Consider the following 25,302-nt stretch of genomic DNA (forward strand, 5'->3'; position numbering starts at 1 on the left):
GGCACCTTATACATCGGCATTGCGCCGCGCCCGTCCCGCCAGTCCAGCCGCCTCAGGCGTCACGCGGCACGCCAGCCTGCGCCGGGGCTGGCACAAAGTTCGCATTGCTGTTCCCCTGCGTCCTGCGGCCCCTGTGTGCGGCGCCGCACGGAGCATCCACCCATCCCAGCAGAACGGCAAACCAGCGGGAGTCTTTCCTTGAACGCGAACACCCTGTTTGTGGCGGCAGAAGCCCAGCCCCTGGCCAAGACTGGCGGGCTGGCCGACGTGGTAGGCGGACTTGCCCGTGCGCTGCTGCAGCGCGGCACCGATGTCACGATCCTGATGCCCGGTTACCCGCGCGCCATTGCGGCGGCGCGCGACGTGCGCAGCCTTGGCGCGATCCACCTGCCGATGGCCCTGCCGCCGGGACACAGCCCTGCGCGCCTGCTGCAGGGCCAGATGCCGGATAGCGGCGTGCGCGTGGTGTTCCTCGACTGCCAGTCGCTCTACGACCGGCCGGGATCGCTGTACGTTGACGCCACCGGCCGCGACTTCTGCGACAACGCCCAGCGATTTGCCGCGCTGGCGCATGCCGCCACGGCCATCGCGGCGGGCGAGACGCCGCTGCCGGTGCCGAGCCTGGTCCATGCGCACGACTGGCACGCGGCGCTGACGCCGCTGCTGATGCGTGCGCGCGGCCTGCACACGCCCACCGTCTGCACGATTCACAACCTGGCCTTCCAGGGCGTGTTTCCCATGGCCGCGGCGGGGCCGCTGGGCCTGCCGCCGGAATCGCTGACACCCGATGGCATCGAGTTCTGGGGCAAGATCAACTTCCTGAAAGCCGGCATCCGCTATGCCGACCGCATCACCACGGTCAGTCATACCTATGCGCGCGAAATCCTGACGCCCCACTTCGGCCATGGGCTGGACGGCCTGCTGGCGCATCGCGCGGCCGTGCTGGGCGCCATTCCGAACGGTGTCGATACCGACACCTGGTCACCCCGTACCGACCGCCTGCTGCCGCAGTGCTACGACGCGCGCAACCTGGCGGGCAAGCGCGCCTGCAAGGCCGCCCTGCAGTTGCGCCACGGGCTGCCGGTGGATGCCGACCGCCCGTTGATCGCCATGGGCAGCCGCCTGACGCACCAGAAGATGGCCGATGTGGCGCTCGACGCGATCGCCCTGGCACTGGCCACACACACCGACGCGCAGTTCGTGATCCTGGGCTGCGGCGATCCCAGGCTCGAAGCCGCATTTTGCGCACTGGCCCAGCGCCATCCGCAGCGCGTGGGCGTGGCCATCGGCTATCGCGAGGAAGATGCGCACCTGCTGCACGCGGGCGCCGACATGCTGTTGCACGGCAGCCGCTTCGAGCCCTTCGGCCTGACGCCGGTCTATGCCATGCGCTATGGCACCGTGCCGATCGTGTCGCGCGTGGGTGGCCTGGCCGACACCGTGCGCGACGTGGGCGACGGCACCGCACCGGCCGCCCGCGCGAACGGCATTGTTTTCGACGGCGAATCCGTTGAGGCGATGTGCGCAGCCATGACCCGTGGACTAGGATGGTATGGTCGCCAGCGCCACTGGCGCACCCTGCAGCGTACCGGCATGCAAACCGACTTCGGCTGGGAAGGCCCCGCGCGCCAGTACCTCGCCATGTATGGCGCGCTGGCACCGGCGCTGGCTCACGTGCCGGTGGTCGTGGACGTGGAAGCCGTGGCAGCGGCGCCGACGGTACAGCCGGCGCGCGGTGGCCGCCGTCCGGTGGCAGTTTCTGACGCACCGGCGCTTTCGCCGTCCGACGCCGGGGCGGCCGCGACGCCCGCCTGAGCCGCGTCCGGCGTGCCACCACCTAACTGGACGTGCGATGTGCCTGCACGAAGGTAGCCTCAGATGATGACTGCTACGCCATCCCCGCCGCCCCGTGACGGCGCGCCGGTCCGCCGGAACTGGCAAACCCTGGGCGCCGATGCCAGGCTGCTGCCCTGCGGCGACGAAGCCGCCGAGGGCTACTGGTTCGGCCCGGTGCGCCTGGCAGACGGCCGCGTGCGCTTCCGGCTGTGGGCGCCAGACGCCGCCGCGCAGGGCCATGCGATACGGCTCGAAGTCGCTGGCATGGCCCCCGTGGTGATGACGGAAGGCAAACGCGGCTGGTTCGAGGCGGTGGTGCCCTGCTGCCACGGCGTGCGTTACTGGTTCCGGCTCGACGATGGCACCATCGTGCCCGACCCGGCTTCGCGCCTGCAGGCCGATGACGTGCATGGCGCCAGCGTGCTGTGCCTGCCGGAGGCCGGCGCGGCCTACGCCTGGCAGCATACGGAATGGCGCGGGCGGCCGTGGCATGAAGCGGTGATCTACGAGCTTCACGTGGGCCTGTGCGGCGGCTACACCGGCGTGATGTCCGAATTGCACCGCCTGGCGGCGCTGGGCTTCACCGCCATCGAACTGATGCCGCTGTCGGAGTTTCCCGGCGCCCGCAACTGGGGCTACGACGGCGTGCTGCCGTTTGCTCCCGAGCACAGCTATGGTTCGCCCGACGAACTGCGCGCGCTGATCGACGCCGCCCATGGGCTCGGCATGATGGTACTGCTCGACGTGGTGTACAACCACTTCGGGCCCGAGGGCAACTACCTGCACCAGTACGCCAGCCCCTTTTTCCGCACGGACCGGCAAACCCCGTGGGGGCCGGCCATCGACTTCCGTCGCGCGGAGGTCCGCCGCTTCTTTGGCGAGAACGCGCGCTACTGGCTGGAATCGTTCCGCTTCGACGGGCTGCGGCTCGACGCCGTGCATGCCATCGAGGATGAGGGCTGGCTACCCCAGCTGGCGCAGGAACTGCGCGCATGCCTGCCGGACCGGCACGTGCATCTGGTGCTGGAGAACGATCACAACGACGTGGCGCTGATACAGGCCGGTTACGACGCGCAGTGGAACGACGACGCCCATCACGCGCTGCACGTGCTGCTGACGGGCGAGCATGACGGGTACTACCGCGAGTATCAGTCGGCACTGCCCGGCGCCACGGCCGCAAAAGACATCGGCACGCCCGCGCTGCATCACCTGGCACGGGTGCTGGGCGAAGGTTTCGCGTGGCAGGGCGAAGTGTCGCCGCACCGCAGCGGCGACGAGAATGGCCCGCTGCAGGGCCGCGAGGTCCGGCGCGGGCAGCCCAGCGCCGGGCTGCCTCCCACCGCCTTCGTGATGTTCCTGCAGAACCACGACCAGACCGGCAATCGTGCGTTCGGCGAACGCCTGACCACGCTGGCGGACCCCGACGCCCTGCGCGCGGCGGTGGCGCTGCAACTGCTCTGCCCGCAGATTCCGCTGGTGTTCATGGGCGAGGAGCATGGCGCGCGCACGCCCTTCCTCTACTTCACCGATCATCCGCCGGAACTGGCCCAGGCGGTGCGCGACGGCAGGCGGCGGGAATTCGCCGCGTCGTCTGCCTTCCGCGACGACGCCCATGCCGCGCGCATCCCCGACCCGAACGCGCCGGAGACGTTCGATGCCTCGCGTCCGGTCTGCGACGATACCGACGGCGATTGCCGCGCGTGGAACCACTACTACGGCGAACTGCTGTCGATCCGCCGCAACGAGATCGTGCCGAGGTTGCGCCATTGCCAGCCGATTGGCGTCACGCCACTGGCCGACCGCGCGCTGGTGGCGCGCTGGCGCCTGGGCGACGGCAGCCAGCTGTCGATCTGGCTCAACCTTGGCGCCGAGCCCGTGGAAGCCGACTGCGCCGGCGGCCGGATGCTGCATGCCAGCCAGGCAGGCGCCATTGCATCGCTCAACGCCGGCATCCTGACCGAACGCTGCTGCGTCACCTGCCTGCATCCCGCCTGACACCGCCATGACCACACCCGCCGACGTGCATCACGCCGACCTCGATCATGCCGGCGTGCCCCGCGCCACGGCGCGGCTGCAACTGCATGCCGGCTTCACCTTTGCCGATGCCGCTACGCTGGTCCCCTACTACGCCGGGCTCGGCATCAGCCACCTGTATCTGTCCCCGATCACCGAAGCGCGGCCGGGGTCCACGCACGGCTACGACGTCACCGACTGCACGCGCATCAGCACGGCGCTCGGTGGCGAAGACGGCTTTGTGGCGCTGGCCGGCCAGGCGCGCGATGCCGGCCTGGGCATCGTGCTGGACATCGTGCCCAACCACATGGCCGCCGACGCCACGCACAACGCATGGTGGCGCGATGTGCTGGCGCAGGGCGAACGCAGCCCGTTTGCCCACTACTTCGATATCGACTGGCAATCGCCCGACCCAGCGCTGCGTGGCAAGGTGCTGCTGCCGGTTCTGGGCGACCCGTACTGGCAGGCGCTGGAGTCGGGCGCGCTGATCGTGGAACGCGGCAGCGATGGCCAGCCGACGCTGCGCTACGGTGACCACGATCTGCCGCTGTCGATGCCGGATGGGTCAACCTTGCCCACCGACGCGCACACACTGCACGCGCTGCTGGAGCGCCAGCCCTACCGGCTGGCGTGGTGGCGCACCGGGGCCGCCATGCTGAACTGGCGCCGCTTCTTCGAGATCACGGAACTGGTAGGCGTGCGCCAGGAGTGCGAGGACGTGTTCGAGGCCACGCACGCGCTGCCGTTCCGGCTGTACCGCGAGGGCTGGATCGACGGGCTGCGCATCGATCATGTGGATGGCCTGGCCGACCCGGCCGGCTACTGCCGCCGCGTACGCGCGCGCCTGGACGCCCTGCGGCCCGGCCGGCCTGCCGCGCTGGCGCGCGCGCATCCCTGGCTGGTCGTCGAGAAGATCCTGGGCGAGCGCGAACCGTTGCCGCGCGACTGGCAGGTGGATGGCACCACCGGCTACGACTTCATGGACGAGGTGGGCGCGGTGCTCCACGACCTGCACGGCGTGGCCCCGCTGAACATGCTCTGGCTGCAGATCAGCGGCGACGACCGCTCGTTTGCCGAACAGGTCCATGCCGGACGGCATCGCGTACTGGCCCGCCACCTGGTCACGGAGGTCGCGTCGCTCTGCGCGCGGCTGCTTGCGCGGGCACGCAGCGACGTCGCCACGCGCGACCTGTCGCCGCACGCGCTGCAGCATGCGCTGTCGGCGTTCATGACGGCCATCCCGGTGTACCGCAGCTACTACGTGCCCGGCGACGATGACCGGGACCGCTCGTTCGACGACGACATGGTGTCGGCAGCCGCCGAAGCCGCGCGCCGCCACCTGGCGCCGGACGAATCGGCCGCCCTGGACTTCATCGTGGCCGCCTTGCGCGCCGACGCCCCGCTCGACACCGCCGCCGGGCAGCTTCGCACCAAACTCCAGCAACTGATGCCGGCGCTGGCTGCCAAATCCACCGAGGACACCGCGTTCTACCGCTATGGGCGGCTGTTGTCCCGCAACGAGGTGGGCAGCGATCCGGGCACGCTGGCCATTGCAGCCGAACGCTTTCACCAGCGGATGCAGGTGCGCGCCGAAACATGGCCGCACGCCATGCTGGCCGTATCCACCCATGACCATAAGCGCGGCGAGGATGCGCGGATGCGGCTGGCGGTGCTGAGCGAGTTGCCCGAGGCATGGGCCGAAGCCGTGGCCGGCTGGGAGACGCATCTGGCGCCGCTGCTGGCGGCATCGCCCCGGGGCCCCGACGGTATCGACCGCCTGATGCTGTACCAGACGCTGGTGGGCGCGTGGCCGGCCGATCCCCGCGCGCTGGCGTCCGAGGAAAGCCAGCGCGCCTTCGTCGACCGCATCCTGGCCTGGCAACGCAAGGCGATTCGCGAGGCCAAGCGTCACGGCAGCTGGACCCATCCCGACAGCGAGTACGAGAACGCATGCGAGGCGTTTCTGCCCGCCATGGCCATCGGCGGGCCGGACAGTGTGCTGGAGAGCATCGGCGCCTTCGCGGCGCGCATCGGCACGGCTGCGGCGCTGAACAGCCTGGCGCAGACGCTATTGCAGCTGACCGCGCCCGGGGTGCCGGACCGCTACCAGGGCAATGAAACCTGGGACTTCAGCCTGGTCGATCCCGACAACCGGCGCGCACCCGATTACGCGCGGCTGCAAGCGCAACTGGAATGCCGCGCGGGCTGGTCGCACTGGCTTGCGCACTGGCGCGACGGCCGCATCAAGCAGCAACTGATCCGCAGCGTGCTGGCTTTTCGACGCGATAACCCGGCGCTGTTCGACCGGGGCTGCTACCGTGCGGTGTCCGTGAGCGGCGATCTGGCCGGGTCCGTGCTGGCGTTCGCACGACAGTGCGGCAACGTGGAAGCCGTGGTGGCCGTGACCCGGCTCGCCGCGCGCCATGTGGACCCGGCCCTGCCGCGTATCCCACCGCATTGCTGGCACGATACGGGCCTGCATACGGGTGATGGCGGCGGCGCGAGCGGTAGCGGCGTCGGTAGCGGCATCAGTAACGGCGACGGCTGGACCGACATCCTGACCGGTCATGCCGTGACATCGCACGCGGGATGGCTGCGCGCCAGGGACGTATTCGCCACGCTGCCCGTGGCGCTGCTGGTGCGACGCTGACGCCAGGTGCTAACCGAGGGCGGCGGCCAGTTGCGTGGCCAGTTGCGCGGCCGCTTCGTCGTCGGTGCGCTCGAAGCGCAGCGGCGTGACCGACACCGCGCCCCGCCCCACCACCATCGCTTCGGCATCGTCCACATCGGGCCGGGGGCCACGCGAGAACTGGAGCCAGTGGTACGGAATGCCGCGCGGGTCCACATGCGCGCGCACGTCGATGGCCTTGACGAGCCCCATGCCCTGGCGCGACACCACCAGCGGGCCGGCCTGCTCCGCTTCCACATCGGGAAAATTCACGTTCAGGCACGCCCCGTCCGACCAGCCTGTCGCCAGCAGGCGGCGGATCACATCCGGCGCCAGCGCGCGCGACGTCTGCCATTTCACCGCATCGCGATCGGTGAACACCTGGCTCAGCGCGATGGAACGGATGCCGAGCAGCATGCCAGTCATGGCGGCGCCCACCGTGCCGGAGAACACGGTTTCCAGCCCGAGGTTGCCGCCCCGGTTGATGCCGGACAGCACCAGATCGGGCGGCGCGTCGCGCATGAGATGGCGCGCCGCCATCACCACGCAGTCACCCGGCGTGCCGCTGACGCCGAAGCGGCGCGGCCCATGTCCGGTCACGCGCAGCGGCGCGTGCAGGCTGATCGAGTGCGACGTGCCGCTCTGGTCGTGATCCGGGGCGACGATCCACACCTCACGGGCCAGCGTGGCCGCCACCTGCTCCAGCACGGCAAGGCCGGGCGCCTCGATGCCATCGTCATTGGTCAGCAGCACACGGTCGACTACGAAATCGGACATGGGGACGCTCTTTGGAGGACGAATGAACGGCCCCTACTGTATCGCAACCATGCCCGCTCCCGTGGCTGCGATGGCCAGGGATGCCTCGTTGCACGCAAAAAAGCCCGCATCGCCGGATGCGGGCATGGCCGTCGCAGTCTTAGTGCAGGCGGTGCGCGTCGCTGTCGAGTGCCCGCTCTGCCGCGTCGCCGGTCGCGCCGCGATAGTAGAGATGGACGCCGATGGCCAGCGAATCGTGACGGATTTCATGCAGTGCACGCCACGCCTGCACGGGGTCCTTGAAGACCAGATAGTGCGCCTCGCGTTCCACCAGCGTGGCCACCTCGTGCAGCCCGTGGTTGTGCAGCGCGCCGACCAGATGATCGAGACTGCGATGCGTGCGGGCGTCCGTACGCGGATAGAGCATGTGCAGCACGGCAACCGGCGAAGCCGCCGGCTGGGCGGTGAACGCGGCAACAATGTCCTGATGATGGATGGCCGTGACGGCATCGTCATTGGCCTGCGTGCGGAAGGACTGAAGTCCTGCGTCGAGGGTCGTGTTGTTCATCTCAGCACCTCCTGGTCAAAATCTGAACGACAGTGGTGCAAAGATAGGGGATATTTGACGCGCCGCAATACGCGTTTCTCGCAACAGTGAATTCCAGCTATTCCGCCGAACGGAATGCCGGGCAGGTTGTCCATGGATCGCATTTCTTTCCGGCAGCTTTCCATGGGCTTTCAGTTGGCTTTCGTCGCTGCCCCGCACACGGCACGGCACGGCGGCAGCGACTGACCCGTTATTCGAACGGACGCGGCTTCGGCGTCTTGTCGTTCGAAGGCGGCAGGATGGGCAGCGTCAGGCGCGGCTGATCGCCCGTTAGCGTATGCAGGAAGGCCACAATATCGGCGTTTTCCTCGGCCGTGAACTTGCGGCCGAGTTGCAGACGCCCCATCACGTCCACCGCCTCGGTCAGCGTCGCCGCCTCGCCGTCGTGGAAGTACGGATAGGTCAATGCCACGTTGCGCAGCGTGGGCACCTTGAAGCTGAAGCGGTCGGCGTCCTTCCCCGTCACGCCGGCCCGGCCTTCGGACGGGTTTTTCGTCTTGTACGGCTCGATCAGGCCCATCTTCTGGAACGACCCGCCGCCAAGGTTCGGACCGTTGTGGCAGGCCACGCAGCCGGACGACTTGAACAGCTGGTAGCCGCGCAGTTCCTGCGCGTCGATGGCCGTCTTGTTGCCTTTCAGCCATTTGTCGAAGCGGGCATTCGGCGTGACCAGCGTCTCTTCGAACGCGGCGATGGCCAGCGTGATCTCGTTCATCGTCAGCTTGCCGGATGGGAACACCTTGCGAAACTCGGCCCGGTATTCGGGAATGGACTTCACGGTGTCGACGGCCAGGTCATGCGTAAAAGCCATCTCGATCGGATTGGCAATCGGCCCGTGCGCCTGCTCCTGCAGGTCCTTGGCGCGGCCGTCCCAGAACTGTACGAAGTTCAGGCTCGAATTGAGGACGGTGGGCGAATTGAGCAGCCCCTTGTTCCATTTGTCGCCAATCGACGTCTTCAGGTTGTCCGAGCCCCCCATGCTGAGGTTGTGGCACGAATTGCACGAGATGAAGCCCGAGCGCGACAGGCGCGGATCGAACCAGAGCTTTGCGCCCAGGGCCACGCGGGCCGGGTCCTTGATCTTCGCGGGTTCGATGGGCTGTACGGGTTCGGCCGGCTGCGACGTGGCGGACGCCACGCCGGCGGCAATCGATGCCGTGATCCACAGCAGTGTTGGTAGGAATTGTCTGAGCTTCATGGGAGGACTCCGAATTTCTTTGAACCGCTCCGGCATCAACGATGCATTGGAACGGGCTCTCGGATTAGGCTCCCATGGCCTGTGGCTTACCCTGACGGGCGTCAATGCCGCCCTGAAAGCCGACGGAAAGGTGCCCTCGCATATCCATACACGATCTTCTTCGTTGGCGCAGTGTTGCGCGCGCCCTACGATCTCGTCTTTGCCCTTTGGGAATTCGCGGCAGCGGCCAGCATCAGGCGCTGGCCAGGCCGCGCTGCAAGGCCGTTTTGAGCATCGAGAAGACATGTCGCGCCACAGGATTGACCGCATTGGGACGCGCCCACAGGTAGTACGTGACATCGGGCAGCCGTGGCAGGCCATCGCTTTCGCCAAGGATGCGCATGTCGGCCTGCAGCAGGTCGATGCTGCGCGCCGTGATACCCAGGCCGGCGCGCAACGCCGCCTTGATGCCGATCAGGCTCGGGGCCAGATAGGCGATGCGCCACGGCACGCCGGCCTGCGTCAGCGATTCCAGCGACAGCTTGCGGAACAGGCTTGGCTCGTCGGCGAGGATCAGCGGCACCGCCGTGCCACGCTCATAGACAAAATCGGCCGCACAGACCCAGATGGTGGGCGTGGTACGCAGCACGATACCTTCGAGCGCGCTGTCCTCGCGCGTGGAAACGGTCAGGTCGATTTCACCGCGCCGCAGCGACTCCATCAGAAAGGGGCTGCGGCCGACATGGATCTCCAGCCGCAAGGCCGGCGACGACCGCGCAATATGCGACAGCAGCACCGGCAGGATGGTGTCGGCCACATCGTGCGGCGCACCAATGCGCAGCGAACCCGTAAGGTCCCCCTCGCGCAACACCCGCAGCGCCTCGTCGTTGGTGCTGAGGAGCTGCCGCGCATACTCGAGCAGCTTCTTGCCATGCCGCGTGAACTGCTTGCTGCGGCCCTGCCGCTCGAACAGCGGCAGATCGAGTTGCTCTTCCAGCCGCTGCATCTGCTGGGTCACCGCCGACTGGGTACGCTGCACGGCCTCGGCGGCAGCCCCGAACGTATCGTGATCGGCAATGGCTACCAGCGTGCGCAGCAGGTCGAGGTCAAGGTTTCGCATTCATTAGCGGCGCTAATGGATTTTCGTCGCGCATTAAGTGGTTTTCAGAACGGGTGTTCATTACAGTGAAACACGAAGCACCGTTCTACCCCCGAAAAACAGAGATTGCAAGGATTGATCGCACCATGTCCCTCGCAGCACAGCGCCAGTCCGCCGTTGGCGACACCATCGAATCCATTAGAAACATTGTAGACAAGGGCGGCGTGACCCGCGCCAGCCTGGCTGAAGTGCTGCCCCTGGTGGAAGACCTGGCCGCCCGCACCGAACTGTGGAATGAAGCCGACTATCCGCCGCCCGAGGCCAACGAGCGTCAGGCCCGCTACCTGATTGCCGAAGACCCGGACCAGACCTACGCGCTGTACCTGAACGTCATGCGGCCCGGCAAGCGTATTCCACCGCACAACCACACCACCTGGGCCTGCGTGGCCGGCGTGAGCGGCATAGAGGTCAACGACGTCTACGTGCGCACCGACGACGGCAGCCAGGCCGGCGTGGGCACGCTGGAACATTCGCACACCGTGGAAGTGGGCCCGCGCCACGGCATCGCCCTGCTGCCCGACGACATCCATTCGGTGGAAATCCGTGGCGATGCCGTCATCCGTCACCTGCACATGTACGGGCGCGCGCTCGAAACGCTGACCGACCGGCTGACGTTCGACCTCGAGACCGGACGCTGCCAGATCATGAACATGGGCGTCCAGACCCGCCGCTAAGCCACACCTGACCGGGGCCGCCGAGCGCGCCCCGACAACTCCTGAATCGAAGCCGACTCCTCGCTCCTGCGGCGAGGACGGCCCCCTTTTTGCCCAACATTCATGACACAGCCCACCTACACCGCCGTCGATGCCGTCACCCTGAAGGGCTGGCTGCACGATGCCGACGAAATCGCGCTGTTCGACGTCCGCGAGCACGGCCAGTATGGCGAGGGCCATCCGTTCTATGCCGTGCCGATGCCCTACAGCCGGCTGGAACTCGATGTCGGCCGGCTGGCCCCGCGTACCGATGCCCGCATCGTGCTGGCCGATGACGGCGATGGCGTGGCGCAGGCTGCCGCGGCGGCGCTGGCATCGCTCGATTATACGAACCTTTTCGTGCTCGACGGCGGCATGCCGGCCTGGCGCGCCGCCGGCTATACGCTGTTTGCGGGCGTCAATGTTCCGTCCAAGACCTTCGGCGAACTGGCCGAGCACCACTACCACACGCCGCGCGTGACCGCACAGGAACTGGCCGCGATGCAGGCAGGCCCCCAGGCGCCGGTCGTGCTCGACGGACGCCCGGCCAGCGAATTCCGCAAGATGAACATTCCGGGCGCGATCTGCTGCCCCAACGGCGAGCTGGCCTATCGCCTGCGCGACCTGGTGCCCGACAGCACCACCCCGATCGTCATCAACTGCGCGGGCCGCACGCGCAGCATCATCGGCGCCCAGTCCTTGATCAACTTTGGCGTCGCCAATCCTGTCTACGCGCTCGAAAACGGCACGCAGGGCTGGTACCTGAATGATTTCCCGCTCGAACACGGCGGCACCGCGCGTTATCCGGACAATGGCCTGCCGCAGGACATCGACGCGGCCCGCCGCGCCGCCCAGGCGCTGACGCAACGCTTCGACGTCCCCCACATCGACGCCGCCCAGGCCCAGGCATGGCTGGCTGACACGACGCGCACCACATTCCTGTGCGACGTGCGCACCGCCGAGGAATTCGCCGCCCAGACGCTGCCCGGCGCACAGCACACGCCCGGCGGCCAGTTGATCCAGGCCACCGACCAGTACGTCGGCATCCGCCGCGCCCGGCTGGTGCTGTTCGATGCCGAAGGTGTGCGCGCCCCGGTGGTGGCCAGCTGGCTGCGCCAGATGGGCCATGACGCCGTGGTGCTCGAAGGCGGCCTGCAGGCCGGCCAGGCCGCCGGCGTACGCGCCGCCCAGGGTCCGACCCATGAAGTGACCGCACTGCCGGGCACATCCGCCGCGCAGCTGGCAGCGGGCCTGGCCGACCAGTCGATGCTGGCGCTGGACCTGCGCGGCAGCATGGCCTACCGCGCCGGGCATGTCGCCGGGGCGCGCTGGTCCATCCGGTCCCGCCTGGCGCAGGACCTGCGCGGCGTGCCGCACGACACCACGCTGGTGCTGATCGGCGATGCCGATGGCGACGATCCCGCCGAGCTGGCCGTGGCCGATCTGCGCGCGCTGGGCTTCCGCGATCTGCGCCGGCTGCAGGGCGGCTTTGCCGCCTGGCGCGATGCCGGCCATGCGGTGCGCCAGGGCGCCGACACGCTGCCCGACGCGCGCTGCATCGACTACCTGTTTTTCGTCCATGACCGCCACGACGGCAACAAGGCCGCCGCGCGCCAGTACCTGGCCTGGGAAACGGGCCTGATCGCCCAGCTCGACGCGCAGGAACTGGCCACGTTCCGCTTCCCGCCTGCCGGCTGATTGCCACCCGCGCCATTCACTTTCCACCTGCCATAGAAGAACGAGGTCGCCCCCATGTCCCGTCCGATGTCATCCCGCCTGTCGTCACGTCTTGCGCAGTACCTGGTTGCCGTATGCACCGTCACGCTGTCCGCCGCCGCCACGGCGCAGCAGCCCATGGCACCCGTCAACGGATTTCCGTCGCAGCCGCTGCGGATCGTCTCGCCGTTCCCGGCCGGCGGCGGCAACGATGCCGTGACCCGCGTGGTGGCCACGCGGCTGTCGCAGGTACTGGGCCAGAGCGCCGTGACCGACAACCGGGGCGGCGCGGGCGGCAACATCGGCACGCGCTACGTGGCCGAGGCCAAGCCCGACGGCTATACGGTGCTGACCTCGCAGGTGTCGATCATGGCCGTCAACCCAACGCTGTACCGCGCGCCTGGCTTCGATCCGGTCAAGCAGTTCATCCCGGTCACGCAGATCAACGCGGCGCCGCTGGCCATCGTGGTATCGGCCAACGCCCCGTGGAAGACCTTCGAGGAACTGGCCGCGCAGGCCAAGGCGCAGCCGAACCGGATCACGTTCGCCACGCCCGGCAACGGCACGCTGTCGCACCTGGTGGGCGTGGTGCTTGACAAGGACAGCCAGGTTTCGCTCCAGCATGTGCCCTACAAGGGCGCGGGTCCGGCCATCAACGACCTGCTTGGCGGGCAGGTGGACGTGCTGATCACGTCCACGTCGTCGGTGTCCAGTTTCATCCAGACCGGCCGCATGCGTGCGCTGGCCGTCACCAGCCCGCGCCGTCTCGGGGTATTCACCAAGGTGCCGACTCTTGAAGAGCTGGGCTATCGCAATGCACGCTTCGAGGACTGGTACGGCTTCTTCGTACCGGCTGGCACGTCGCCGGAACGCGTTGCGCTGCTGAACCGCGCCATCGTGCAGGTGCTGCAGATGCCCGAGGTGGTGAAGACCATCAACGAAGGCGGCAGCGACGTGGTGGCCAACAGCTCCGAGGCATTTGCCGCGCAGATGAAGCAGGACATTGCCCGCTGGTCGCAGATCGTCAAGCTGTCCGGCGCGCACGTGGACTGATCGACCGGTGCAGGCACGCGCCTTGCGACCCCCTCACACAACATGCGCCAACCCACAGGCCAGCCAATGACGAAAGCGATCCCCACCCGCCTTGCCCATGCCGGACGCACCGCGGCCGTGCCCGGCGGACAGCCGGTCAATCCGCCCGTGGTGCGCGCCAGCACCGTGCTGTTCGAGTCAGTCGCGCAGCAGCGCGAGATGCGCGCCCGGCGCGACACCGAGCGGCTGTTCACATACGGCGCGCGCGGCAACCCCACCAACTTCGCGCTCGAAGACATGGTGACCACGCTGGAAGGTGGCTATCGCACGCGACTGTTTCCGTCGGGCCTGGCCGCCGCGGCGATGACGATCCTGGCCTACGTGCGCCCCGGCCAGCACGTGCTGCTGCCCGATTGCGTCTACGAGCCGGTGCGCAACCTGGCCAACGGCTTCCTGCGCCAGCACGGCATTGCGGCCGACTTCTATGCCGCCAACGGCGCCGACCTGGACGCGAAGCTGCGCCCGGAGACGCGGCTGGTCTATGTCGAGGCGCCCGGTTCGCTGGTCTATGAGATGTGCGACCTGCCCGCGCTGGCGGCCCGCGCCCACGCGCATGGTGCGCTGGTGGCGGCGGACAATACCTGGGGCTCGGGCCTGCTGTACCGCCCCCTGACGCTCGGCGCCGACATCTCGCTGATGGCGGCCACCAAGTACCTGGGCGGCCATTCCGACGTGATGATGGGGACAGTGTGCACCACCGAGGCCGCGTGGCAGCCGCTGGCCACCATGGCCGATGCCTTCGGCATGACCGTCAGCCCCGACGACGCCTACCTGGTGCAGCGCGGCATCCGTTCGCTCGGTGCACGCCTGGCCCAGCACCAGACCAGCGCGCTGGCCGTGGCGCAGTGGCTGCTCGACCGCCCCGAGGTGGCCGATGTCTTCTGCCCCGCGCTGCCGCACGATCCCAATCACGCGCTGTGGCAGCGCGACTGCCACGGCACCAACGGCCTGCTGTCGTTCACGTTGCGCTCGCAGGCGCCGGTGGCGCCCGAACGCTTCGTCGACAGCCTGCAGCTGTTCGGCATCGGCGCCTCGTGGGGCGGCTTCGAAAGCCTGGCCGTGCTGGCCGACATGCGCCGCGCGCGCAGCGTCACGGACTGGTCGCAGCACGGCACCGTGATCCGCCTGCATATCGGCCTGGAAGCCGTCACCGACCTGCTGGCGGACCTGGATCAGGCATTCGCCGCCATCGCTCATCTCGACTCGACAGAAAAGGACACTTCCCATGCCCATCATCGGTGACTGGCTGCGCCAGCAATCCGGCCCCGCCCGCACCAGCGGGCAGCTACCCGTTGGCTCGATGGCCTCGGGCATGTCAGTCACGCTGCCCTACGTGGCCGTACGTGGCGCACGGCCGGGGCGCACGCTCTGGCTGCATGGACAGGTGCATGGCGACGAGATCAACGGCATGGTGGCGGCCCTGCGTTTCGCACGCAGCCTGGACCCCGCGGCCATGCGCGGCAACGTGGTGGTCACGCCCACCGGCAATCCGCAGGCGCTGGACGCGCGGCGCAAGCGCAATCCCTATGACGAGCTGGACCTGGACCAGACCTATCCGGGCAGCGCCGGCGGCCTGGTATCCGAGCGGCTGGCCCATGCGCTGATGAGCGAGGTGCGCGGCGTGGCCGACGTGCTCATCAACCTGCATACGATGAATCCGCTGTTCGACGCCCGCCCCTACACGGTCTACAAGGTCCACCCGGGCAGCAGCGTGACCGAGGCCGAAGTGCTGGCCGCCATGGCGCCGTTTCATCCCCACGTGGCCTGCCAGCAGGACGTGGGCGGCAAGGGCGAGCTGCCCGGCAACATCGCGGGCGCGCTCGACTACCAGTGCCTGGCCGCCGGGGTCTGCGCGTTCATGCTCGAACTGGGCAGCGGCAGCCGTTTCGAGGCCGACAACATCGCCGTGGCCGAGACCGGCTTCCACACGCTGGCCGTGCAGATGGGCATTCTCGACGGCCCGCCGGCCAGGCCCGCCGCCACCACGCTGCGGCGCGTGACACGGCGCGGCTGGATCACCGCCGATGACGGCGGCCTGTTCATTCCGGCGGCACGGGCCGGAGACAAGCTCGGCGAAGGCGCATCGATTGGCGACACGCTCAAGCTCGACGCCTCGCTCACGCCCGTCAAGCCACTCACGCGCGACGGCGTGCTGATCGGCCTGCGCAGCGACCCCGTGGTCCACACCGGCGAGCGCCTGGCGTTCGTGGCGTGGGAATGGGACACGGTGTCGATCCAGCCTTTACTTACGGCATGACAACGGCCCGCGCCACAACGCCTTACCAAGCCTTGAAGCAAGACCATCGGAGCCTCACCATGTTTGCCCGCCGCGCCCTCGTTCTCTGCCTTGCCCTCATGACACCCCTGGCCCATGCGGCCTGGCCCGATCCGTCGAAGCCGATCCGCGTGGTGGTTGGCTTTCCGCCCGGCGGCGGTGCCGACGCGCTGGCGCGTGCCATTGCCCCGGCGCTGTCGGACCAGCTCAAGGCCAACGTCATCATCGACAACCGGCCCGGCGCGGGCGGCCTGATTGCCACCGACATGGTGGCCAAGGCCGCGCCCGACGGCTACACGCTCTACATCGCCACGCCGGGATCGTTCACGATCTGGCCGAACCTGCGCAAGCTGGCCTACGACCCGCAGAAAGACTTCGCGCCGGTCAGCGTGCTGGTGACCATGCCCAACGTGCTGGTGACGGGCGCCGACACGCCATACAAGGACGTGCAGGGCCTGCTGGCGGCCGTGAAGCGCGCGGACGGCAAGTTCTCGTACGCATCGGGCGGCAACGGCACGATCGGCCAGATCGCTGCCGAGCAGTTCAAGATGCTGGCCGGCGTGCAGATGCAGCATGTACCGTACAAGGGCACCACCCCCGCGCTGACCGACGTGATGGGCGGCGTGGTGCCGATCACGTTCTCCGATCCGTCGGCCAAGCCGCTGATCGCGTCAGGCAAGCTGCGCGTGCTGGCGGTGACCACTGCCAGACGCTCGCCGCAGTTCCCCGGCGTGCCAACCGTGGCCGAAGCCGGCGTGCCCGGCTACGAGGTCACCAACTGGTACGGGCTGGTGGCGCCGGCCGGCACCCCGCCCGATGTCATCACGCAGCTGAACAAGGCGCTGGTCAAGGTCATGGCCGACCCCGAGATCCGCCACCGGCTGGCCATATCGGGCATGGATGCCACCTCGGACACGCCGCAGCAGTTCGCGAAGCTGCTCGACAGCGAGCGCGCCAAGTGGGGCGACCTGATCCGCAAGGCCGGCATCCAGGGCGATTGAACCCGTGACCGTCCGCCGCTACCCGCAACTGGCGCATTGGGGGGCCTTCACGGCCGTCGTCGACGATGGCAGGCTGGTCCGCTGCGAACCGTTCGCCGCCGATCCCAACCCGTCGCCCCTGCTCGATGCCATCGTGCCGATGGTCTACTCGCCCACGCGCATCCGTACGCCGATGGTGCGGCGCGGCTGGCTGGCGCAGCGCGAGGCCAGCGACGGCCATGCACGCGGACGCGACGATTTCGTCGAGGTGCCGTGGGACGTCGCGCTCGACCTGGTGGCGGGCGAGATCCGGCGCGTCCGCGAGCAACATGGCCCGGCCGGCGTATTCGGCGGGTCCTACGGCTGGTCGTCGGCCGGGCGGCTGCACCACGCGCGCTCGCTGATCCGCCGTTTTCATTTCACGGGCGGCGGCTGCGTGGACCAGGTGGGCAACTACAGCTGGGGCACCGCGCAATTCCTGCTGCCCCACGTCATCGGCACCGACCGGCCCCTGACGGGCCGCGTCACGGCCTGGCCCAGCCTGATCGCCCATACCGAGGTCTTCGTGGCCTTCGGCGGACTGGCGCTGAAGAACGGCCAGGTGTCGTCGGGCGGCGCCGCCGAGCATACGCAGGAGTCCTGGCTGCGCAAGCTGGCAGCCAGCGGCGCCACGGTCATCAATATCAGCCCCACGCGCGACGATTGCCCCGATTTCCTGGGCGCCGAATGGATTCCGATCCGGCCGAACACCGATGTCGCGCTGATGCTGGCGCTGGCTTACGAACTGCGGCGCACGGGCGCGCACGACGCGGCATTCCTGCAGTCGCATTGCAGCGGCTGGGCCGAACTCGAATCCTATTTGCTGGGCCACGCCGACGGCGAGCCGAAGACGCCGGCGTGGGCGGCCGCCATTACCGGCATTCCGGCTGCGCGTATCGCCCAACTGGCCGCCCAGCTGGCCGGCAAGCGCAGCTACCTCACCTGCAGCTTCGCCGTCCAGCGCCAGCATCGCGGCGAGCAGCCATACTGGATGGCCATTGCGCTGGCGGCCATGCTGGGCCAGATCGGCCTGCCCGGCGGCGGTTTCGGCTTCGGGCATGGATCGATGAATGGCGTGGGCAACCCGCGCGTGGCCACGCCGGGCCCGGAAATGCCGGTCGGGCGCAACCCGGCCAAAGTCGACATCCCCTGCGCACGGCTGTCGGACATGCTGCTGAATCCGGGCACCGCCTACCGCTTCAAGGGCGAGACGCGCCACTATCCCGATGTGAAGCTGGTGCACTGGGCCGGCGGGAACCCGTTCCATCACCACCAGCAGCTGGGGCGGCTGCGCCAGGCATGGGCGCGCCCGCAGACCGTGATCGTGCAGGACATCTGCTGGACGGCCACCGCGCGTCATGCCGATATCGTGCTGCCGGTGACCACCGCGCTGGAACGCAACGATATCGGCGGCTCTTCGCGCGACCGCTATGTGCTGGCCATGCACCAGGCCATCGCCCCATTGCATCAGGCGCGCAGCGATCTCGACATCTTTACCGATCTGTCCGACCGCCTCGGCTATCGCGCGGCCTTTACCGAGGACCGCGACGAACGCGGCTGGATCGCGTCGATCTACGCCCGCTGCCGCGACGCCCAGGCAAGCGCCGGCATCGAACTGCCGCCGTTCGATCAGTTCTGGCGCAGCGGGCACGTGGCCCTGCCCGCACCCACCGACGACTTCGTGCTGTTCGACGATTTCCGGCAAGACCCGCTGGCGCATCCGCTGCGCACGCCAAGCGGCCGCATCGAGCTTGCCAGCCCGACACTGGGCGCCATGTCCGAAGACTGCGGCACCCATCCGAACTGGCAGCCCCCCGTCGAATGGCTGGGCGCGGCCGAAGCGCGGCGCCACCCGCTGCACCTCGTTTCCGTGCAGCCGGCCGACCGGCTCCATAGCCAGCTCGATGCCGCCCCACTGGCCCAGGCCGGCAAGGTGGCCGGCGCCGAACGGATCACGCTGCATCCGGCAGATGCCGCCGCGCGCGGCCTGCACCCCGGCATGCGGGTGCGCGTGCACAACGCCCGCGGCGCCATTGCCGCCGGCCTGGCGGTGAGCGACGGCGTGGCCCCGGGCGTGGCAATGATCGCCACTGGCGCCTGGTACGACCCCGATGCCGAAGGCGTGGACCGCGCCGGCGCCGCCAATACGCTGACGCTCGACATCGGCACATCGGACCTGACCCAGGGGCCAAACGCGATGAGTTGCCTGGTGGAGGTGTCGCGGGAGGGGTAGACGCCGAAACCATGCCCGTCACTCGCGCCACCTCGCCGTCATTGGCGACACGTTGCCGTCGATTCAGCCCCTGCCCCTGGCAAGTGCCTTCGCCGTGGCTTATACCTGTCACATCGCAACGACATTCACGACGAGGAACGAGCCATGCGCCATATGCATCCCCCCTTTCCGAACGCCAGCGCCGATGACGACCAGGCCTGGGCCTACTGGCGTGCCCGCCGCATGGTGCGGGTGCTGCGCGGCTGGTATATCCATCTGCTGGTCTACGTGGTGGTGAACAGCTGGCTGTGGCTGCGCTTTTTCTACTTTCCGACACCGTCCTGGTCGCACTACGCCACCTCGGGCTGGCCGTGGCCGCTGACGACCACGCTGGCCTGGGGGCTGGGGCTGGGCGTGCATGGCATCCTGGTCTGGACGCGCCTGTCGCGCTGGGGCCGCGACTGGGAAACCCGCAAGATCCAGGAATTCATGAACCGGCACCAGTGACCAGCCGGCCCGGGGGCTACATCTGCCGGAATTTGTGCACGTAGGCGCGCGATACCGGCAGTTCCGTGTCGGCGCCGCGCATCCGCACGAACAGGCGCCCCGAATCGTCGCGCCGCGTGCCGGCCACGTGCTCCATGTTGACGATGGTCGAGCGGTGCACCTGCCAGAAGACTTCGGGGTCCAGTCCGTCGATCAGTTCCTGCAGCGGCGTGCGGATCAGGTGTTCACCGTCCTGCGTGTGGACCACCAGGTATTTGTCGTCGCTCTGGAAATACAGCACGTCCTGGATCGGCACGTGGCTGGTGGTGTTGCCCCGGCTCGCGCGCACCCACCGCAGCGGCCCGGCACCTTCCGCGCGCGCCTGTCCACGCGCCAGCTGACCCAGCAGCTGCGCCAGTTCGGGCAGCGGCGCGGACTCCTGAAACGCCTTGCGCAGCCGTTCGATGGTGCGGCCCAGCCGCTCGTCGGTGACTGGCTTCACCAGATAGTCGACGGCGGCGCGTTCGAACGCGTCGAGCGCGAACTCGTCGTAGGCGGTGACGAACACCAGGCGCGTGTCGGTCTCGATGCCCTGCGCCACTTCCAGCCCCGACAGGCCCGGCATCTTGATGTCGAGAAAGGCCACGGCGGGCGCCAGCCGGGCGATGGCCTCGGCCGCTTCCAGGCCGTTGGCGGCTTCGGCCACGATGTCCAGCTCCGGCCAGAGCCGGGCCAGCTTGCCGCGCAGGTGCGCGCGCAGGTGTTCCTCGTCATCGGCGATCAACGCGGTGGGCTTCATGCGGGGTCTCCGTTCCGGTGCGCGCGTGGCAGCGGGATGTCGATCAGCACGGCGGTGCCAGGCGCGCGGTCCTCGATGCGGACGTGGGCATCGCCGTCATAGAGCACGGTCAGCCGCTCGCGCAGGTTGGACAAGCCCACCCCGGCATTGCCGCCCGGCCTGAAGCCCATGCCGTCGTCCTCGATCGTGGCCAGCATGCGTGCCCCGCGCCGTTCCAGCCTCACGAGCAGGCGGCCGCCTTCCACCTTGGGCTCCAGCCCGTGCTTGACGGCGTTTTCCACCACGGGCTGCAGCAGCATCGGCGCCAGCGGCACGGTGTCCAGCGATCCATCGACGTCCACCGTGTACTGCAGCCGCTCGCCCATGCGAATCTTGATCAGCGCCAGGTAGTCGCGCAGCAGCGTGGCTTCCTGCGCCACGGTGCCCTGCGTGGCCCGGCTGGCCGCCAGCGATGCCCGCAGGTACGCGATGAAGTGTTCGAGCATCAGCGTGGCCTTCTGCGGCGCGGGCTCGATCAGGCTCACCACGTTGGCCAGCGTGTTGAACAGGAAATGCGGCTCGATCTGCGCCTGCAGCAGCCGCATCTGCGCTTCCACCAGCTGTTTCTCGGTGGACAGCGTGCGCACCTGGTCGCGCGCCATGAATTCGGCAATCTTGCGTTCTTCCCAGCTCCTGCCCAGCAGGCCGACACGGCTCCAGGTCATGATGCCGTGCACGGCCAGGCCGATGCCCCAGCCCATCAGCGGCGCACGCACCCACGGCCGCTCGGGCGACGTCACCAGGTTGACGACGATCAGCAGCGCGTTGACCCCCACATAGACCAGCGCATGCATGTAGAAGAAGCGCAGCGCCCGCACGCGGCGGCGCGCGTCCTGATAGGCGCGCTGGTCGGCGGCGGTACGCCAGAGTTCTGGATCGACGGAACGCAAGGTGGAATCCCGGGGGCGGGGGTGGAGTTGCCGCGAGATTACCACCGGCCCGGCACGGCGGACATGGGAAAAGTGCGGATCGACAGGAATCCGGCGCCGCCCGTCGCTATGCGGCGCCAGCGACGGATCTACGCAGATCTCCGCCGGACTACCTCGGATGCGGCCGGTGCAGCGGCAGTTCCGGGTTCAGCCGTACGCCAAACCCTGGCGCATCGAGCGCGGACGCCTTCATCCGGCCGTTGACGGGCACCGGCTCGTCCAGCAGTTGCGGATCGAACATCGGCACGATCTGACATGCCCACCATCGGGCGCGTCCGTGCCTTCACGCTGCGCGGCGCGGGCGCCGACTATCACGACCAGGGCGCTGGCCACTGGATCGACGACCACATCGCCGCGCCGATGGCGAAGTCCCCCGAATACCGCCGCAGCCGGCAGAGCTTCGGTATCAGGGACCAGATGACTTCGCTCAGTAGGTGGCGCGTCCGCCCGACAGGTCGAACACCGCGCCCGTGCTGAAGGCGCAGTCCTCGGTCGTCAGCCAGGCGATCATCGACGCGGCCTCTTCCACTTCCAGGAAGCGGCCCATCGGGATCTTCGACAGCATGAACGCGATGTGCTGCTCGGTCATCGAGTCGAAGATCGGCGTGCGCGCCGCCGCGGGCGTCACGGCATTCACCAGCACGCCACTCTGCGCCAGTTCCTTGCCGAGCGACTTGGTCAGGCCGATCACGCCCGCCTTCGACGCGCTGTAGTGGGATGCGTTCGGGTTGCCCTCTTTGCCGGCCACCGACGCGATATTGACGATGCGCCCGAACTTGCGGGCCATCATGTGCGGCACCACAGACCGGCAGGTCAGGTAGCTGCCGATCAGGTTCACCTCGATCACGCGCCGCCAGACGGCGGGGTCCAGTTCCCAGGTGGGGGCATTGCCGCCCGTGATGCCGGCGCTGTTGACCAGCGCGTCGATGTGCCCCAGCTTCTGGATCGTGGCTTGCGTGGCCTGGTCGACGGCATGCTCGTCGGTCAGTTCCACGACCTCGCCGGTGACCTGGCCCAGCTTCGACAGCGCGTCGCAAGCCCTGACCAGCTGCGCCTCGTTGACGTCCCACAGCGACACCACGGCACCCGAACGCAGCATCCGTTCGGCCACGGCGTAGCCAATGCCCTGCGCACCGCCGGTAATCACGGCCACGCGGCCCTTCAGGTCGAGCTGGTTCATTGCGGGTCTCCCACGTTGGCCGCCACGGTGCGCTGCTGCTGGCGCAGGCGTCCCTGGGCATCGATCAGGCCGGGCCGTTCCTGGCCGGCCGCACCGTAGCGAATCAGCTTCATCTTGTCTCCTGTCTTTTTGGTGGGGTGAGAAGCGTCCGTTGCACTGTAAGCCGCCAGCCTATATCGTTCCAATCAATTTATAAGAGCAAGCCATTCCATTCTGGAATAGCCAGGGAGACACCGCAAGAACGAGGCGCTGTCGGACGTGGCCACGGCGTTCGTCGGCCACCTGCAGGCGCGCGCGCAGTCGAAGGCCGCGGCGGCTTCGGCAGCTTAACGGCCGAAGCGGCGCGGATCGTACGGCGTGGGGTCCACGTACGGCGTTTCGCGGTCGAACAATTCGGCCAGCAGGCGCGCCGTGGCGGGCCCAAGCGTCAGGCCCTGGTGGCCATGTCCGAAGTGGAACCACAGGTTGGCATGACGCGGCGCGCGCCCCACCACCGGGCGCATGTCGGCAATGCACGGTCGCGCGCCCATCCACGGCTGTGCTTCCACGGGCTGGCCCAGCCGCACCAGATCGCCGGCCAGCATTTCCGCCCGCACCGACTGCACCGGCGTGGGCGGCGATTCATGATGCGCGAACTCGGCGCCCGTGGTCAGCCGCAGGCCCTGGCGCATCGGTGCCAGCAGGATGCCGTTCTCGGCGTCGAGCAGCGGCCTGTCCGGCATGGCGTCCACATGGTAGTGGCGGTGGTAGCCGCGCTTGACGAACAGCGGCAGCCGGTAGTCGAGCCGGCGCGTCAGCCCCGCCGCCCATGGCCCCAGCGCGATCACGGCATGTTCGGCCTGCACCGCGCCATCGCGCGTGCGCACCGTCCAGCCGCTGCCCGACTGGCGCAGCGTATCGGCGTCGCCCTGCAGCAGCACGCCCCCCTCGCGCTCGAACAGCGCCGCGTAGCGCGCCACCAGTTCGCCGGGATCGCTGACCGTCCACGGGTCCTGCCAGTGCACCGCGCCGGCCATCGGCCGCTGCAGCACCGGCTCGGCGGCGGCCAGTGCCGCGCTGTCCAGCACCGCGTGGCGCAGATCGTGCGCGGCCGCGACGGTGCCGGCCGCCTTGGCCGCCGCGTCGAACGCGGCCGGCGTCCGGTAGGCCTCCAGCCAGCCCGATTTGCGGACCAGGTCCTGGGCACCGGCGCGTTCGATCAGCGGCGCATGTTCGTCGATGCAGTGGCGGATCAGCGCCGCGTAGGCACTGACCGTGGCCATATAGCGTTCCGGCGCCGACGCGTGCCAGTAGCGCGCCAGCGACGGCACCAGCGACGGCAGCGCCCGCAGGTGGTAATGCACGTCATTGCCACGCCGCGCCGCCACCCGCAGGATCGCCTGCCAGGCGCGCGGAAACGCATACGGCTGCACCGCCTCGCGCTGGATGATGCCGGCATTGCCGTACGAGGTCTCGCGGCCCGGCGGGTTGCGGTCGATCAGGCACACGGCATGGCCGCGCTGTTGCAGCGCCAGCGCCGTGGCAACGCCAACGATGCCGGCACCCAGCACAACGACTTCGGTCTGGCGGGACGTTCTGGAAGTTTCTGTCATGAGGTCTTGCTTGCGGGTTTAGCGGTCTTGCGCGTCCGGGCGCCCTTGCCGGGGCTGCCGGGGCTGCCGGGGCTGCTGTTTGCCATGTCGATGTCCCGCGCCGTCTCGCGCAGGCAATCGGCCAGTTCGGCCACGCTCGGCGGCAGCCGGCGGTCGCGCAGCGTGATGAGACCTACGGGCGGCAGTTCCACTTCCACGGGCATCGCCAGCACGTGGAAGCGCCCTTCGGCCTGCCATTGTCGGCCCACGGAGCCTGCCACGAAACCCACCACCTGCCGCTGCGCCACGAAGGTGGTAACGGCCAGGTACGACGACGACTCGATCACGTCGGCCGGCGGCGGCTGCCCGTGGCGGAAGAACGCCTGCTCGATCTTGACGCGCAGCGATGCCCACGGCGGCGGCAACACCAGCGGATGCCGCGCCAGGTCGGTCCAGTCGGGGCTGGCCTGCCGCGCCAGTGGGTGGCCGGCGGCCACGATGGCCACCATCGGATCCTCGTAGAGCGCGTCGGTGATCAGGTCCGGCGCGGCGTAGCTGGGTTCCAGGCGGCCAACGATCACGTCGAGTTCCGACAGCCGCAGGCGGGGCAGCAGATGCGTGAGGTCGCCCTCCTCGACCAGCACCGTCGCACGCGGCGAGCGGTCCTTGAGGCGCGCCACGGCCCGGGCCAGCAGCACAGGCAGCGTGGCGCCCATCGATCCCACGCGCACACGGCCTGCCGCGCCGCTGGCCACGGCCTCGATCTCGTCGCGCGTCACGTCGTACTGGGCCAGCACGGCGCGCGCAAAGCGCACCAGCGATTCGCCAGCCGGCGTGGGCTCCGTGCCGCGCGTGGAGCGCGTGAACAGCGTCAGCCCGAGCATTTTCTCCACTTCGGCCAGCACCTTGGACACGGCCGGCTGGCTGACCGACAGGAATTCGGCGGTGCGGCCCAGATGCCGGAACTCGTCCAGCGCCACCAGCAGTTGCAGGTGGCGAAGCTTGATATTGGAGCGGAAGGCCCGGTCGATATGCGCCATGGCAGCGAGTCTACCTAACCGGAAGGTTATGAAGCA

At 68.7% G+C, this 25,302-nt stretch carries 20 protein-coding genes and 2 pseudogenes; 12 read left to right on the forward strand and 10 right to left on the reverse strand.

The features are described 5' to 3' along the window. Nucleotides 1-198: 198 nt before the first annotated feature. The 3 genes from glgA to treY all read left to right on the forward strand — a co-directional run bounded on the left by glgA (nucleotide 199) and on the right by treY (nucleotide 6,499). Complete coding sequence (glgA, locus tag AC3FJ6_RS11335) at nucleotides 199-1,815, forward strand: glycogen synthase GlgA (RefSeq protein WP_488771946.1); 1,617 nt, start codon at nucleotides 199-201, stop codon at nucleotides 1,813-1,815. A gap of 66 nt (nucleotides 1,816-1,881) precedes the next feature. Then, nucleotides 1,882-3,831: a malto-oligosyltrehalose trehalohydrolase gene (treZ, locus tag AC3FJ6_RS11340; RefSeq protein WP_488772361.1), complete on the forward strand. Its 1,950-nt coding sequence runs from the start codon at nucleotides 1,882-1,884 to the stop codon at nucleotides 3,829-3,831. Nucleotides 3,832-3,838: 7 nt separating this feature from the next. Then, the gene (gene treY / locus AC3FJ6_RS11345; RefSeq protein WP_488771947.1) at nucleotides 3,839-6,499 is read left to right on the forward strand and encodes a malto-oligosyltrehalose synthase; all 2,661 of its coding nucleotides are present in this window, start codon (nucleotides 3,839-3,841) and stop codon (nucleotides 6,497-6,499) included. Nucleotides 6,500-6,508: 9 nt separating this feature from the next. On the opposite strand, the gene surE is transcribed toward treY, so the two are convergent. The 4 genes from surE to AC3FJ6_RS11365 form a co-directional block, all read right to left on the reverse strand. Then, nucleotides 6,509-7,294 (reverse strand): 5'/3'-nucleotidase SurE, encoded by a 786-nt coding sequence (surE, locus tag AC3FJ6_RS11350; protein WP_488771948.1) that lies wholly within the window; start codon nucleotides 7,292-7,294, stop codon nucleotides 6,509-6,511. A gap of 139 nt (nucleotides 7,295-7,433) precedes the next feature. Then, nucleotides 7,434-7,841 carry a hypothetical protein gene (locus AC3FJ6_RS11355; protein WP_488771949.1) on the reverse strand — a complete coding sequence of 136 codons (408 nt, stop codon included), beginning with the start codon at nucleotides 7,839-7,841 and terminating at the stop codon, nucleotides 7,434-7,436. 229 nt (nucleotides 7,842-8,070) lie between these two features. Next, nucleotides 8,071-9,078 (reverse strand): cytochrome-c peroxidase, encoded by a 1,008-nt coding sequence (locus AC3FJ6_RS11360; RefSeq protein WP_488771950.1) that lies wholly within the window; start codon nucleotides 9,076-9,078, stop codon nucleotides 8,071-8,073. A gap of 232 nt (nucleotides 9,079-9,310) precedes the next feature. Continuing rightward, entirely contained in the window at nucleotides 9,311-10,177 is an 867-nt protein-coding gene (locus tag AC3FJ6_RS11365; RefSeq protein ID WP_153945989.1) for a LysR substrate-binding domain-containing protein, read from the reverse strand. A gap of 125 nt (nucleotides 10,178-10,302) precedes the next feature. Between AC3FJ6_RS11365 and AC3FJ6_RS11370 the strand changes: the two genes are divergently transcribed. The 8 genes from AC3FJ6_RS11370 (at nucleotide 10,303) to AC3FJ6_RS11405 (ending at nucleotide 19,729) form a co-directional block, all read left to right on the forward strand. Further along, nucleotides 10,303-10,890 carry a cysteine dioxygenase family protein gene (locus tag AC3FJ6_RS11370; RefSeq protein ID WP_488771951.1) on the forward strand — a complete coding sequence of 196 codons (588 nt, stop codon included), beginning with the start codon at nucleotides 10,303-10,305 and terminating at the stop codon, nucleotides 10,888-10,890. A gap of 102 nt (nucleotides 10,891-10,992) precedes the next feature. Beyond that, nucleotides 10,993-12,606 (forward strand): rhodanese-like domain-containing protein, encoded by a 1,614-nt coding sequence (locus AC3FJ6_RS11375; RefSeq protein WP_488771952.1) that lies wholly within the window; start codon nucleotides 10,993-10,995, stop codon nucleotides 12,604-12,606. Nucleotides 12,607-12,660: 54 nt separating this feature from the next. Continuing rightward, nucleotides 12,661-13,677 carry a Bug family tripartite tricarboxylate transporter substrate binding protein gene (locus AC3FJ6_RS11380; protein WP_400394522.1) on the forward strand — a complete coding sequence of 339 codons (1,017 nt, stop codon included), beginning with the start codon at nucleotides 12,661-12,663 and terminating at the stop codon, nucleotides 13,675-13,677. Nucleotides 13,678-13,743: 66 nt separating this feature from the next. Continuing rightward, nucleotides 13,744-14,958: a cystathionine beta-lyase gene (metC, locus tag AC3FJ6_RS11385; protein WP_488771953.1), complete on the forward strand. Its 1,215-nt coding sequence runs from the start codon at nucleotides 13,744-13,746 to the stop codon at nucleotides 14,956-14,958. After that, complete coding sequence (locus tag AC3FJ6_RS11390) at nucleotides 14,942-15,973, forward strand: M14 family metallopeptidase (protein ID WP_488771954.1); 1,032 nt, start codon at nucleotides 14,942-14,944, stop codon at nucleotides 15,971-15,973. Before metC ends, AC3FJ6_RS11390 begins: the two co-directional genes overlap by 17 nt. A gap of 98 nt (nucleotides 15,974-16,071) precedes the next feature. After that, nucleotides 16,072-16,992: a Bug family tripartite tricarboxylate transporter substrate binding protein gene (locus tag AC3FJ6_RS11395; RefSeq protein ID WP_488771955.1), complete on the forward strand. Its 921-nt coding sequence runs from the start codon at nucleotides 16,072-16,074 to the stop codon at nucleotides 16,990-16,992. 4 nt (nucleotides 16,993-16,996) lie between these two features. After that, nucleotides 16,997-19,243: a molybdopterin-dependent oxidoreductase gene (locus AC3FJ6_RS11400; protein ID WP_488771956.1), complete on the forward strand. Its 2,247-nt coding sequence runs from the start codon at nucleotides 16,997-16,999 to the stop codon at nucleotides 19,241-19,243. 153 nt (nucleotides 19,244-19,396) lie between these two features. Beyond that, nucleotides 19,397-19,729, forward strand: a complete 333-nt coding sequence (locus tag AC3FJ6_RS11405; RefSeq protein ID WP_488772362.1) for a 2TM domain-containing protein — start codon at nucleotides 19,397-19,399, stop codon at nucleotides 19,727-19,729. A 16-nt stretch (nucleotides 19,730-19,745) separates the two neighbouring features. On the opposite strand, the gene AC3FJ6_RS11410 is transcribed toward AC3FJ6_RS11405, so the two are convergent. The 3 genes and pseudogenes from AC3FJ6_RS11410 to AC3FJ6_RS11420 all read right to left on the reverse strand — a co-directional run. Continuing rightward, nucleotides 19,746-20,507 carry a LytR/AlgR family response regulator transcription factor gene (locus AC3FJ6_RS11410; RefSeq protein ID WP_488771957.1) on the reverse strand — a complete coding sequence of 254 codons (762 nt, stop codon included), beginning with the start codon at nucleotides 20,505-20,507 and terminating at the stop codon, nucleotides 19,746-19,748. Next, the gene (locus AC3FJ6_RS11415; protein WP_488772363.1) at nucleotides 20,504-21,364 is read right to left on the reverse strand and encodes a sensor histidine kinase; all 861 of its coding nucleotides are present in this window, start codon (nucleotides 21,362-21,364) and stop codon (nucleotides 20,504-20,506) included. The genes AC3FJ6_RS11410 and AC3FJ6_RS11415 overlap by 4 nt, the downstream gene beginning before the upstream one ends. Nucleotides 21,365-21,584: 220 nt before the next feature. Further along, a pseudogene (locus AC3FJ6_RS11420) lies at nucleotides 21,585-21,734 on the reverse strand (L-rhamnonate dehydratase); the annotation flags it as partial. On the opposite strand from AC3FJ6_RS11420, the pseudogene AC3FJ6_RS11425 reads away from it, so the two are divergent. Beyond that, nucleotides 21,731-21,883: pseudogene (locus tag AC3FJ6_RS11425) on the forward strand (L-rhamnonate dehydratase); the annotation flags it as partial. The pseudogenes AC3FJ6_RS11420 and AC3FJ6_RS11425 sit on opposite strands and share 4 nt — an antisense overlap. A gap of 19 nt (nucleotides 21,884-21,902) precedes the next feature. Here AC3FJ6_RS11425 and AC3FJ6_RS11430 read toward each other — a convergent pair. The 3 genes from AC3FJ6_RS11430 to AC3FJ6_RS11440 all read right to left on the reverse strand — a co-directional run bounded on the left by AC3FJ6_RS11430 (nucleotide 21,903) and on the right by AC3FJ6_RS11440 (nucleotide 25,266). Continuing rightward, entirely contained in the window at nucleotides 21,903-22,655 is a 753-nt protein-coding gene (locus tag AC3FJ6_RS11430; protein WP_488771958.1) for an SDR family NAD(P)-dependent oxidoreductase, read from the reverse strand. Between the two features lie 326 nt (nucleotides 22,656-22,981). Continuing rightward, nucleotides 22,982-24,247: an NAD(P)/FAD-dependent oxidoreductase gene (locus tag AC3FJ6_RS11435; RefSeq protein ID WP_488771959.1), complete on the reverse strand. Its 1,266-nt coding sequence runs from the start codon at nucleotides 24,245-24,247 to the stop codon at nucleotides 22,982-22,984. Beyond that, on the reverse strand, nucleotides 24,244-25,266 hold the full coding sequence (locus AC3FJ6_RS11440; RefSeq protein ID WP_488771960.1) for a LysR substrate-binding domain-containing protein: 1,023 nt from the start codon (nucleotides 25,264-25,266) through the stop codon (nucleotides 24,244-24,246). The genes AC3FJ6_RS11435 and AC3FJ6_RS11440 overlap by 4 nt, the downstream gene beginning before the upstream one ends. Nucleotides 25,267-25,302: the final 36 nt, after the last annotated feature.

The sequence above is a fragment of the Cupriavidus sp. 94F1 genome (assembly GCF_057798875.1).